The sequence below is a fragment of the Draconibacterium halophilum genome (genome assembly GCF_010448835.1).
GTDB classification, from domain to species: domain Bacteria; phylum Bacteroidota; class Bacteroidia; order Bacteroidales; family Prolixibacteraceae; genus Draconibacterium; species Draconibacterium halophilum.
In genome coordinates this window covers 2,749,131-2,762,196 of record NZ_CP048409.1, presented here as the reverse complement: position 1 = coordinate 2,762,196, position 13,066 = coordinate 2,749,131, and the positions used below count along the sequence as shown (strand labels likewise).

The following is a 13,066-nucleotide window of genomic DNA, read 5'->3' as shown; positions in this document are numbered from 1 at the left end:
AGGCATTTTAATACTACTATTTTAATGAGGCTATTGAAGAACAAAGTTAATTGGCACCGTGTAACTTACATTAACCGGTTTTCCGCGCTGATAACCGGGCTTCCATTTTGGTAACGAATTGACTACCCTAACAGCTTCTCTATCAATCGAAGGATCAACTCCGCGGGCGATTTTGGTATTTGCTATTTGGCCTTCAGAAGTTACTACAAAAGTTACATAAACTTTTCCCTGAATTCCATTTTCGATAGCTATATCCGGATATTTAATGGAGTTAGCAATGTATTTACGCAAAGCCAAATCGCCTCCCGGGAATTCCGGCATTTCTTCAACAATAAAAAATACCTGATCTTCTTTATCTAACTGAAGTGGTTGCTGCTCTTTACTTTTTACAAGAAAAACAGCTCCGGTACTATCCGTATCAAATTCGTATTTATTTTTTTCATTGAGTAAACCATGCAAATACTCCAGATCTTCCTGATTCCCCTCCAGTCTCATTCGGTCATCGAGCAATCGAACCGTAATTTTTCGTTCATTACTGTCCTCTATTTTAGTGACTTGTAATGTTTCTTTTTGTTCGCAGGCAAAAATTACAACCAATGCCAATAATGAAACAAAACCCAATATATATTTCAGGTTGGCCAGTTTTGAAGACCTAATTCTTGAAATCATTTGAATACGCTTTTTAACCAGCGAAGAATTGAAATTATTGGCAATATCCAACTGCATGCCAACAGCCTGACTTAAAAGCAATTGCTTATATTGTCCTAAACTTATCCCGGAATTAAGAACCGCATGATCTGCCAGGTATTCGTGGTTTTCGCGGATAGCACGTTTAAGCATCCACATAAATGGGTTAAACCACTGGAATACAGTAAGAATTTCAAGAATTAATACATCAAATGTATGCCCTTGCTTAATGTGCTCCATTTCGTGTGTCACCATCTTTTCGTAACCCGGCTTCTTCTTCATGTTCGGATTGATAAAAATATAGCCTAAAAATGAAAAGGGACTAAATTCTTTGTCAACTAATACAAAACGATAATTATCAATGCGTTGAACCTCATTTTTTGAGATGATCCTTAAAATCTGAATAATCCTAAAAATCATTCTTCCGAGGAAAAAAAACAGGCCGAGCAAGTAGATAAGAATGATTATCTTGCTTGAACTGATTGATTTTACCATTGCCCCAGAAAGGTCCTGGCCATAAATGGTAACCGCTTCCAGCACATTACGGTAAGGAGTTACCGTAACTTCGGCCAGCATATTCGATTGCGGTGCGTAAACCCTAAAATGCAAAAACGGCAGAATTACCGAAAACAAAATCGAGAATAGCAGGAAAAGCCGGTTTAGGCGAAAAAATGTTTCTTTCCGTAAAAACAGCAGGTAAATAAGCGATAGCAGCGCAAGGCTTATCCCCGATTCAATAATAAAATTTACCAAATTATTCATCGGTCTCCCGGTTTTCGTTTTCTATATCGCGTTTAACATCTTCCATCATTTCATCCAATTCCGACATGCTCATATTGTCTTCCTTGGCAAAAAACGAAACCATTTCCTGAAACGATCCGCTGAAATAATTTCGCATAAAGTTCTTCATAAACGAACGTGTATATTCTTTGCGCGAGATTAAAGGAAAATACTGATGAGTTTTGCCATAGGCATTATGTCCCACAAAACCTTTTTTTTCTAAAATACGAATAATCGTAGAAACCGTATTGTATGCAGGTTTTGGAACAGGCATTTCCTCAATAATGTCTTTTACAAATGCTTTTTCGAGTTTCCAGAGCAACTGCATCACCTGTTCTTCGGCTTTAGTAAGTTCCTTCATTTTGTTCGTTTAATATGATTTTTGCTAAACTACAAAAACTGTACCTAAAAAATTAGTTAGAAAACTATTAATTTAGGTACAGCTCATTTTATTACACGATTAATTCAATGCAAAATTTATGGGAACGGTGTACTGAACGCGAACCGGTTCTCCACGCTGTTTTCCGGGTTTCCACTTTGGAAGACTTTTAACTACACGAAGCGCCTCTTTATCCAGTGATGGATCGACACCACGCTCTATTTTCGCATTGCCGATGGAGCCATCTTTTTCAACAACAAACGAAACATACACTTTGCCTTCGATTTCTTTCGTGTGGGCAATCTCAGGATAAGTAATCGCATTGGCAATATACTTTCTTAAAGCTTCGTCTCCTCCGGGAAATTCAGGCATATCTTCCACAATAAAAAATATGGCATCAGATCCTTCTCCTCTGGCGATTTTTTTCTGTTTTGAAGAACCTCCATCCAATGCAAAATTGATGGGCAATGTATAGCGAACTTTAACAGCCACTCCTCTTTGTTTTCCTGGTTTCCATGTTTTTTCAAGTTCATTCACAACACGCAATGCCTCTTTATCCAGCGAAGGATCAACACCACGAGCGATTACTGCATCTTCTATTTCCCCTTTTTCATTCACATTAAATGAAACGTAAACCTTTCCCTGAATTCCATTTTCTTTAGCTTTTGCCGGGTATTTCACTAATGCCGCGATATCATTGCGCAAAGCTTCCTCACCATCAGGGTATTCCGGCATATCTTCAACAATAAAAAACACATTGTCATTTTTGTTTTCATCATCTTGTGCTAACGCATTCAATGATAAAAAACCCAAAAACACAAACACGAACAACAACCGTAATATTCTCATAATTAGTATTTTATAATAGTATAATATCGTTTTCTTACTGCAAATCAAAAGTTATCTTTGCATTGTAGTACACTTTAACGGGTTTACCTCTTTGCTTCCCGGGTTTAAAACGCGGCAAACTGTTAATTACCCGTAATGCTTCTTTATCGAGCGAAGGATCAATGTGGCGGAGCACTTCACCACCACTCACTTTTCCCTGTTCATCAACCACGAACTTTAAATATACCGTACCCTCGATTCCATTTTCCTGAGCCACTACCGGATAACGAACATTATTACTGATGTATTGATATAGTGCACGTGTACCGCCTGGAAACTCCGCAGGTTCTTCCACAATAATAAAGATCTTGTCCGTTTCATCTTCTTTCTCCTCTGCTGCCTCAATTAAAGGCTCAATATCAATTACCGTTTCTTCATCTGCTTCTGAATCCTCAATTTCCAATTCATTCTCAATCTCTACTTCATCATCAACAATATTTAAAACTTCCACAACCTTGGGCGGCGGTGGCGGTGGTGGTGGTTTTATCTCCTGTTCTCGTGTAACAGGAATAAATTCTTCTTCCACTTCCATTGTTTCAATAACACCGAGTGAATCAGCTCCTGAGGGCTTTGTTGTCCACTCAAAAGCCAACAAAGTTCCCGATAGTGCCACAACTAAACCAATTAAAAAAAACGTGTTTCGTTTCTTTTCCAAATCAGCTTTTTTAGCTTTTTTTACTTCCATGATTTTTTTAGATTTTACTGGTTAATACTCTATTTTTTTACCGTTCATTAATAGTACCAGTTCCTGCTTTTCGTGAAGCTATCTTTTAATCATGATTTCAAAACAAATATATAACTAAACTATTAGTTTACAAACTAAATCCTTAGTTAATTTCAACACACGCCATTCATCTATCTGATTATATGACCATTAAACAACTAATATTTTAGTTTAAAGAAGTAGGGTTATAACAATCAGAAGTGGATTATTAGAGAATAGTAAATTTATCGCGGTCGTTAAGTAAAGGGAATTTTTTTCTGAACTCGTGTAATTCAGTATAAGAAATTTCAAAGGTTTTAACAGCTTCTTCGGCCCCCATAAAATCAGCCCTTCCTTTTGGAGAAATAAAAGCGGAGTCGCCAAGGTATTTTAAACCTGTTCCGTCTGTTCCCACACGGTTTATACCAAAACAATAGGCTTGATTCTCAATGGCCCGTGAAATAAGTAGATTTTCCCAAACATGGTGACGTGGCGATGGCCAGTTAGCCATATAGATAACCACATCGTAATCTTCCAGATTTCGTGAAAACACCGGAAAACGCAGATCGTAGCAAATTTGAGGACAGAATTTCCAACCTTTGTATTCCACAATTAATCTATTTTTGCCAGCTGCATAATGCAAATGCTCTTGGCCCATGCTGAATAAATGGCGCTTGTCGTAAGTTTCAATTTTTCTTTCGGGGGAAACCCAAAGTGCCCGGTTGTATATTTTTCCTTCCTCTTCAATAATCAGGCTTCCAACAACAGCTGCATCCTTCGTTGAAGCTATATGCTGCATCCATTTTACAGCTGGTCCATCCATTTTTTCCTTTAATTTTTCGGACTGCATTGAAAAACCGGTTGTAAACATTTCGGGAAGAATGATTACATCTGTTTCGTTGATATCTTCAAGCTTCTCTGAATATTTTTCCAGGTTTACCTCTGAGTTTTCCCAGATAATATCGGGTTGGATTATGGTTATTTTAAGGTTTTCCATTTCTCAATAGTTTGTGTTGCACGTCATGCTGAAGCCAGTTCACGATGACGTTCTTGGCAACATGTTAAAATTTATCGATAACTGTAACTCCGGTATTTTCAAAGTTATTCATAATCATTAATGCTTCCGGTGCTTCTTCAAGCGAAATGGTTTGTCCTAACATCAACTCCAGATGTACTTTGCCGGCTTTTATCATCTCAAAAACAGCATTGTAGCGAAATGCCTGCATTCCATGGCTACCGAAGATTTCAATCTCGTGAGCAACGACTTTATCCATCGGTACTTTTGGGTGTTTATGATCGGCTGTAGTTAAACCAATCTGTACATGTTTTCCCCGTTTTCGCAGACAGGAAATGGAATTAAAACAGGTTTCCTGGCTGCCCAGCGCATCAATAGAAAGATGCGCGCCGCGACCTGTAACTTTTATAATTTCAGCAGGAACATCCTGTGTATTTTTAGCGTTGATTTGAATGCTTGCACCCAGTTTTTGAGCCAATTGCAATTTCTTATCATCAATATCAATGGCAATTACATTGGCTCCTGCTCCGGCTGCAATGTTTATGGCCGAGAGTCCAACTCCTCCACAACCGTACACGGCCACCCATTGTCCGGCTGTAACTTTTCCCTGATCGATTACCGCACGAAAAGAGGTGATAAAGCGGCATCCAAGGCTGGCAGCTGTAACAAAATCTATTTCATCGGGTAAATGTACCAGGTTAATATCCGCATATTTTATTTCCACGAACTCGGCAAACGATCCCCAGGCCGTAAATCCCGGTTGAAACTGGTTATCACAAACCTGCTGATTGCCCGTTTGGCATTCGGGACAACAGCCGCAACCACTGACAAAGGGAACAGTAACCCGATCGCCAACCTTAAAGTTTTTTATTTCTGATCCAACTTCAGCAATTGTTCCGGCCAACTCATGACCGGGAACATGAGGCAAAACAATATCCGGATCGTGCCCCATCCAACCGTGCCAGTCGCTGCGACAAAGTCCGGTAGCTCCAACTTTTATAATCACACTGTCGGACGAAACTGTTGGATTGGGGACTTCCCTTACATCAACTCTTCCCTGAAATTCTTCGTAGTAAACCGCCTTCACTGAGTTTAATTTTGATGAAACTCAAATGTAGCTAGAAGAAATTTGAAATCGAAAAGATATTAGTAAAAGTCTCGTGTTCTTTGTGGCTTAGTGGTTTGTTTTAAACACAAAGACACTAAGCCACAAAGAGAAATCAATGTTTTTTGCTCCGTACTTTAGTGCGGTGATTGCTGACATCTCAAAAGAAAAGGGCTTTAGTCGTTAAAGTAAGATTAAAGGCTAAAGCTTTTTTTATGGCAATTTTTTTATTTCGTATCTTTACGAATAATAATTAAGATAATAAAAATGGCAAGAGGAAAATTAATTGGAGCAGCAGGAAATCACCAGCTTTACACGAAACAAAATAGTAAATGGTACTACATTGCTACTTCAGAAGTAGCATCAAAGTTTGTCGCTGAAAAAATTATCAAGCACCAGTTTTTAGAGTTAGGCTAAAAGAAAAGGTAAAAGGAGTAGAACTTTGGGAGCTATATGATAAAAATCCAGTTCATTTAGCTGCAAGCGATCTGGAAACTATCGGTATTCTTGAATGTGAAAATCCTTAGCAGAAATCGAATTACTAATATCAAACTCAAGTCTACACATTCTCTACATAATTCGCCCCCAACAACCGACTTTTATCCGGCGCCTTTAGTCGTGTTGATGGTTCTTCCATATTTTCATTGGGCAGGCGGTAGATTTCAGCCGCTTCGATACTAAGGAAGCCAAATTCTTCCACCACTTTTCCTTTTATCAGGTAACAGCCACCGCCCGAAAAAGGGTAACGCGCGGCAATCTCAGGAAACTGCACCGTGTCGATCCAGTGTCCTTTAAAATCAATAAATACACCAAAACTCATGGTCTTGCCATCGTTGGTTCGGGTGCGTTTCACATGCACTAAACTTCCTATAATAGCTACGTTCTGATTAATCAAAAAAGCCAGATCAGCAGCAGTGGTTGGCGGCAGCTGCATATTTTCCAGCAAATGAAATGGTGAACAGGTAACTGGAAATCCCAGTAGTTCAATTTCGTCGTAAGCATTTTCCAACGGGTGATAATACAGCTCCGGAATCTTAAACTCCTTCACTTTCTGTTTGAACAAAGTACGTTCAGGTGTCGTTTTTTTCGATTTCGACAGAATAAAATGTGCATTCCACAACAATTCCTTTTTCGATTTCCTGGTAAAATTAAAGGCGCCCACCCGGATCAAGATACTCAGTTGTTCCAGCGAAATGGGTACGCGCTCCAGAAAATCCTGTAAACTATGGAAATAACCGCCCCGGTAACGTTCTTTCAAAATGGCATTTACGGTATTCGTTTCCAGGCTTTTCAAAAATCCTAAACCGAGATGAATGACTTTCCCCTCGATTACGGTTTGTTTTTCGCTACGGTTAACACAGGGCGGAAAAATAGTTGCGCCGTGCATGCGGGCCTCGTGCACATACAATTCGGTGCGGTAAAAACCTCCGCCGTTGTTGATGGTCGCCACAATATATTCCAGCGGATAATACGCCTTTATAAACAGCGCCTGAAAACTTTCCACCGCATACGACGCCGAGTGCCCCTTGGAAAAAGCGTAATTGGCAAAACTCTCAATTTGCTCCCACACACGTTTTACCAAATCGAGGGCATAACCACGTTCTGCACAGTTGGAAAAAAATTTATCTTTGATCTTCCCAAACTCATTACGCTGCTTGAATTTCCACGACATGCCGCGCCGCAAAATATCAGCTTCGGCCAGCGTGAGTCCGGCAAAAAGGTGTGCCACTTTTATCACATCTTCCTGGTAAACCATTACGCCGTAGGTTTCTTCCAGTAATTTATAAAGCTCAGGAGCTTCGGCTTTTGCAGCAACACAACGACTGCGGTCGCGGTAACGTAAAATGTATTCGCGCATCATTCCGCTTTGCGCCACGCCCGGGCGAATAATGGAACTGGCAGCCACCAAACGCAGGTAATCGTCGGCCTCCAACTTGGTGAGTAACATACGCATGGCCGGCGATTCCACATAAAAACACCCGATGGTATTTCCACATTTCAGCAACTCTTTTATTTGCTGATCTTCCTTAAACGTTTTCAGGTCGTGAATATCAATTTCGACACCAGCATTTTCCTGTGCCAGCTGAATGGCATCCTGGATTTTGCTCAGTCCACGCTGCCCCAGAATATCAAACTTGGCAAAACCAATGTCTTCGGCTTCGAGCATACTAAAATGAACAGTTGGGAAACCTTTGGGCGGCATAATAGTTGCTGAATAGGCACTAATGGGCTCTTCAGAAATCAGTATCCCGCTGGAGTGCACACTCAAATGACTCGGAAAACCATGAATGAGTTTGCTGTACTGCAACACCAGGCGACCAATATCATCTATACCATTAAGACTATTCAACTTTTGCAGTTTTTCAATTTCATGCGCAGGCAAACCAAAAACCTTTCCCAACTCGCGAACTACCGATTTGTACTGAAAAGTGATGTAGGTTCCCACCAGTGCTGTGTGATCCCAGCCATGCCGGTCGAAAATGTAACGGGTAATATGATCACGGTCGCGCGAGGCAAAATCAATGTCAAAATCAGGCGGACTTTTCCGCGAGGGATTAATAAAACGTTCGAAATACAGGTCCAGCTCAATGGGATCAACATCGGTAATCCGCAACAGGTAAGCCACCATACTGTTGGCGCCACTTCCCCGCCCCACATAGTAACAACCTTCGCGGCGGGCGTACTCAATCAGATCCCAATTGATAAGAAAATACGCAGCAAAATCCATCTGACGGATCACCTGTAATTCTTTCTCCATTCGCGCGACCACAACATCCGAAGGATTGCCGAAACGATATTTTAATCCATCGTTCGCCAACTTTGTCAGCAATTCAAAATCTTCTTCAGGCGAAGCAGTAAAACACTTTTTGTTTTTGTTCTTTTTAAACGCAAAATGAATGGAGCAACTATTAATTAAGCGCTGTGTATTTTCAATAATATCCGGGAAATCGTGAAATACCTCCCTGATTTTTTCCTGCGGAAACATGATCTCATCCGGACTGGCTTCTTCGCTTTTTGGAAGGCGGCTCAACAGTGTATTATTGTCCATCGTGCGCAAAAGCCTGTGGATATTAAAATCACGTTTATTGCGAAAAGTTACCGGCGGCAACACCACCAATTTATCCCTGAAGTTGCGCAGGTCGCCAAAAATTTTGCTGATCTGTGTTGGTTTTACACCGACAAATTCATTCTCGCGCAACAGTTTTGGATGCACTTTCCCAACCGGATAAATAAAATACACATCTTCCATTTCCGGTGCCCGTTCCGAAAAATCAGCATCTTCATGCAAATGCATGGTCAGATGCTCATTCAGCTTTTGAAAACCACTGTTGTTTCTGGCAATGCCGATGTATTGCTGCTGTGCGCCATTCCTGAAATCGATGCCCACAATAGGACGCAGGTCTTTGCCCTGGCAGCGGCGGATAAAATCGATGGTTGCCGAAGTATTGTTAATATCCGTCATTACTAGCGAGTTATAACCTTTTCCGATCGCTTCATCAATCAATTCATCAATGGAAAGCGTACCAAATTTGTAGCTGTAGTATGTATGGCAATTTAGTAGCATAAAGCCCCTCCTAACCTCCCCAAGGGGGAGGAATTATATCATCAAATTTATATTAGTTTCACTTTTAAAAGATTTCAAAGTCCCCCTCGGGGATTTAGGGGGCTCTCACATCCTTCTGTGTGCAGGAATTACCGGTGGCTGGCCGTTAAACGGGTTGCTCATTTGCCCGATACCGCGGGTTCCCAGTGTTGAGGCACGCTGTACTGCATTTTGCCCGTAACGATTGCGAATCTTATCCATACGCTGGTACAGGTTTATCAGTTTGGTATCGTCTTCAAACAGCTTCATCTGGTAACTTCCGCCCACCAAATGACTAAAACGTACGCCCACCAGCCGCACCAAAACACGGCGCGTGTACAACTGATCAAAAAGCTCCATTGTAGTTTGAATAAGCGTATGATCGAGCGACGTGTACGAAATACGTTTTTGCCGGGTGCGGGTATCAAAATCGGAATAACGCACGGTTACCGTAACACACGAGGTTAGTTTATTTCCGTTGCGGAGGTAAAAGGCCAGTTTTTCGGCCATGGCCAGCAACAGTTTTTTCAGTGCCTGCACATCAATAGTATCTTTCTCAAAAGTCAGCGACGATGAAATGGATTTCCGTTCGTGATAGGGCTCTACTAAAGAATTATCGATTCCCTGCGCCTTTTTCCACAAAGCAATTCCATTCTTTCCCATCACTTTATCCATCAGTTCAATGGGCATTTCCTGTATGGTTTTCACATAACGGATTCCCATGCTCAGCAGCATTTTGTAAGTCTGATCGCCCACCATAGGAATTTTCTTTACTGGCAGCGGCGCCAGGAATTCTTTTTCATGTCCACTTTCAATTTGCTGATAAGCATTGGGTTTTATCTCACCTGTTGCCACTTTCGACACCGTTTTATTCGTTGAAAGCCCAAAAGAAATGGGCAAAAGTGTTTCATCGATAATTCGTTCGCGTAATTCCTGCGCCCATTTGTAGCAGCCGTAAAATTTGTCCATTCCGCTTACATCAATGTAAAACTCGTCGATAGATGATTTTTCATAAAGCGGTGCCCCCTCCTTTATAATATCCGTTATCTGATCGGAGAATTTACTGTAAATGGAGCTGTTGCCTTTTACCACAATCGCTTCAGGACAAAGTCGGCGAGCCATTTGCATGGGCATGGCCGAATGAATGCCGTATTGCCGTGCTTCGTAACTGCAAGCCGCCACTACTCCCCGTCCGCTGACACCTCCAACCAACACAGGTTTCCCGATCAACTCCCTGTTCATCAGCCTTTCGCACGACACAAAAAAGGTGTCCAGATCAATATGTACAATATTTCGATTCAAAATGTCGATATTTTCGTCAATTTTACGACTATAATTTAGTCATTATTTGTTATATTTGGAAGGAAAAGCTGCTTCATTGGAGAAAGATTTCTCAGTCATTCTTCCTTCGAAATGACAGAAAACAATAAAATACTCAACTATGCATTTTGCACAAAACCTAAAATTCCTAAGAAAACGCCGCAAAAGATCGCAGATGGATCTGGCAACAGAACTGGGATTAACACGCACCACCCTTTCCGGATACGAGAAAAATGTGCAGCCGCCTTTTCCGGTGCTCATAAAAATATCGGAGTATTTTAATGTGTCGCTCGATGCACTGATTAAATACCGGCTGGAAGTTTTATCGGAGCAGCAACTTTCACAAATCGAAAAAGGATTTGATGTGGATGTTACCGGACGAAAACTTAGGCTCCTGACTATCTCTGTGGATAAAGAGGGCAAAGAAAACATAGAGATGGTTCCGGTAAAAGCACAGGCCGGTTATACCAACAGCTATGGCGATTTGGATTTTATTGCATCGCTGCCTAAATTCAAACTTCCGTTTCTTCCGGAAGAAAAAACTTACCGCACTTTTCAAATTCAGGGCGATTCGATGTTGCCCATAAAAGAAGGCTCGTGGGTAACCTGTTCGTTTGCAGAAGACTGGACCAGCATAAAAGATGGCAAAGCCTGCATTGTTGTGACCAAAGATGAAGGTGTAGTTTTTAAACTGGTTTACAAACGTTTAGAGGACAGAAAATTTTTACTGGTTTCGTTAAACCGGAATTATTCGCCTTACGAAATTCCAGTTGTGCAGGTAGTGGAAATCTGGCAATTTGAAACGGTAAACAGTTTTGAGGTAGAAAGCGATTAAGCTTTTAAACCAAAAAGTTAAATTGCAGTCGAAATGATAATAAACCAAAAATTTTTCACCATGAAACTTCAACTGATTCTATTTTCTCTACTTTTTCTTTTTACTGTTTCAACTAGCAAAGCACAAAGCCAAACTGAAGACAACTGGATGCAGTGGCGCGGTCCGCTTGGTAACGGTGTTGCTGTAAAAGCTAATCCTCCGGAAGAATTTAGCGAAACAAAAAACCTGAAATGGAAAACTAAAATACCGGGTAGAGGAAATGCCACTCCAATTGTTTACGAAGATAAAATTGTGATTTTAACAGCTGTTCCAACAGATCCATCTGTCGATCCACAAGTTTCGCCCAGTGTTGACCACAATTTTAACGTAATCCTGGTGAACAGAAAGGATGGTAGTATTATCTGGGAGAAAACTGTTGCGACCGAGATTCCTGAAGGCAAAATACATGAATTAAGCAGCTGGGCTTCCAACTCACCTTGCACTGACGGAGAAAGAATTTATGCCTATTTCGGCTCTCGAGGATTGTACTGCCTCGATTTTGAGGGAAACATTATCTGGCAGCGCGATTTCGGAACAATGGAAAAACGAATGAACTTTGGAGAAGGCGCATCGCCATATTTGTACAAAGACAGGCTTTTTATACAATGGGACCACGAAGGTGATTCGCACTTTTACGCATTGGATAAAAAAACAGGGAAAGACGTTTGGACACTTGAAAGAGATGAACCTACTTCCTGGACAACACCTTTTGTTGTAGAGGCCAATGGAAAAACACAGGTGATTGTAAGCGGAACCAACAATATAACTAGTTATGATTACGAAACAGGAGAAACGATCTGGTCAGGAAAGGGATTAACATCCAATGTAATTCCTGTTCCGGTTTATGAAAATGGTATTGTTTATCTGATGAGCGGATTCAGAGGTTCGTATTTAAAAGCTATCGATCTGTCAAAAGCCAGTGGCGATATTACCGATTCAGATGCTATTATCTGGAGTTATGACCAGGATACACCCTATACGCCCACTCCCGTTTTAATGGATGGAAAACTTTATTTCCTCCGTGCAAACAATGGAGTTATGACCTGCCTCGATGCAAAAGACGGAAGCGTATATTACTCCAAAGAACGGCTGGAAGGAATAAGCACAATTTTTTCATCTCCAACAGGAGCTAACGACAAAATCTACATCGCAGCAAAAGGAATTTGCTTAGTGGTAAAAGCCGGTGAAGATTTTGAAATTCTGGCCTCAAACGAATTGGATGACACTTTTCATGCGTCGCCGATTTTTGTCGACAACCAACTAATTTTAAGAGGATTTGAAAGTTTGTATTGTTTTGAAGAATAAATAATATCCACGATAAAAAATGGCGGAAACTTATCAATTTAAGTTCCCGCCATTTTAGTTTATATTCAAATAATGTGGTTTATTGTACTGGCTCCAATACTGCAGCGTTGCCACCTTTGGCAACCATTTCTACCTCAATTACATCTTCTTTTTATACCACTTTTTTCGCTGCTAAACTCCCGAAGCGATGGACAGTTAAGCCTCGCATTAAATGTATGAATCATAAAAACTGAAAATGATAAATTTATAGTTTAAATATTGTAACAAGTAAAAATCTACTATTTTAAGAAATTAGTGTCCGGTAAAAGTAAAAGATTGCTTCGCGATGCTGCCAATGACAGATTTTAATAGGTCGTTAAATATGAGTAAAATACCACTTTATGCATTATTGTCATTTCGACGAAGAATGAGGAGAAATCTTTCACAA

The 13,066-nt window shown here is 40.7% G+C and carries 11 protein-coding genes; 3 read left to right on the top strand and 8 right to left on the bottom strand.

What is annotated here, in order from left to right:
• Positions 1–30 precede the first annotated feature (30 nt).
• The 6 genes from G0Q07_RS11005 to G0Q07_RS10980 form a co-directional block, all read right to left on the bottom strand.
• Positions 31–1,449, bottom strand: a complete 1,419-nt coding sequence (locus G0Q07_RS11005; RefSeq protein WP_163346138.1) for a M56 family metallopeptidase — start codon at positions 1,447–1,449, stop codon at positions 31–33.
• Positions 1,442–1,828 carry a BlaI/MecI/CopY family transcriptional regulator gene (locus G0Q07_RS11000; protein WP_163346137.1) on the bottom strand — a complete coding sequence of 129 codons (387 nt, stop codon included), beginning with the start codon at positions 1,826–1,828 and terminating at the stop codon, positions 1,442–1,444. Before G0Q07_RS11000 ends, G0Q07_RS11005 begins: the two co-directional genes overlap by 8 nt.
• 99 nt (positions 1,829–1,927) lie before the next feature.
• On the bottom strand, positions 1,928–2,695 hold the full coding sequence (locus G0Q07_RS20765; RefSeq protein WP_163346136.1) for an energy transducer TonB: 768 nt from the start codon (positions 2,693–2,695) through the stop codon (positions 1,928–1,930).
• Between the two features lie 34 nt (positions 2,696–2,729).
• Positions 2,730–3,419, bottom strand: a complete 690-nt coding sequence (locus G0Q07_RS10990; protein ID WP_163346135.1) for an energy transducer TonB — start codon at positions 3,417–3,419, stop codon at positions 2,730–2,732.
• 247 nt (positions 3,420–3,666) lie between these two features.
• Entirely contained in the window at positions 3,667–4,434 is a 768-nt protein-coding gene (locus G0Q07_RS10985; RefSeq protein WP_163346134.1) for an amidohydrolase, read from the bottom strand.
• Positions 4,435–4,498: 64 nt separating this feature from the next.
• Positions 4,499–5,539 carry a zinc-dependent alcohol dehydrogenase family protein gene (locus G0Q07_RS10980; RefSeq protein ID WP_163346133.1) on the bottom strand — a complete coding sequence of 347 codons (1,041 nt, stop codon included), beginning with the start codon at positions 5,537–5,539 and terminating at the stop codon, positions 4,499–4,501.
• 285 nt (positions 5,540–5,824) lie between these two features.
• Between G0Q07_RS10980 and G0Q07_RS10975 the strand changes: the two genes are divergently transcribed.
• Positions 5,825–5,974, top strand: coding sequence for a hypothetical protein (locus G0Q07_RS10975; protein ID WP_163346132.1), 150 nt, complete (start codon positions 5,825–5,827; stop codon positions 5,972–5,974).
• A 142-nt stretch (positions 5,975–6,116) separates the two neighbouring features.
• On the opposite strand, the gene G0Q07_RS10970 is transcribed toward G0Q07_RS10975, so the two are convergent.
• Positions 6,117–9,122, bottom strand: coding sequence for a DNA polymerase III subunit alpha (locus G0Q07_RS10970; RefSeq protein WP_163346131.1), 3,006 nt, complete (start codon positions 9,120–9,122; stop codon positions 6,117–6,119).
• A gap of 105 nt (positions 9,123–9,227) precedes the next feature.
• The gene (dinB, locus tag G0Q07_RS10965; protein ID WP_163346130.1) at positions 9,228–10,442 is read right to left on the bottom strand and encodes a DNA polymerase IV; all 1,215 of its coding nucleotides are present in this window, start codon (positions 10,440–10,442) and stop codon (positions 9,228–9,230) included.
• A gap of 139 nt (positions 10,443–10,581) precedes the next feature.
• Here dinB and G0Q07_RS10960 point away from each other — a divergent pair, with 139 nt between their 5' ends.
• Together G0Q07_RS10960 and G0Q07_RS10955 are read left to right on the top strand one after the other, a co-directional pair.
• Positions 10,582–11,295 (top strand): XRE family transcriptional regulator, encoded by a 714-nt coding sequence (locus G0Q07_RS10960; RefSeq protein ID WP_163346129.1) that lies wholly within the window; start codon positions 10,582–10,584, stop codon positions 11,293–11,295.
• 60 nt (positions 11,296–11,355) lie between these two features.
• The gene (locus G0Q07_RS10955) at positions 11,356–12,639 is read left to right on the top strand and encodes a PQQ-binding-like beta-propeller repeat protein (protein ID WP_163346128.1); all 1,284 of its coding nucleotides are present in this window, start codon (positions 11,356–11,358) and stop codon (positions 12,637–12,639) included.
• Positions 12,640–13,066: the final 427 nt, after the last annotated feature.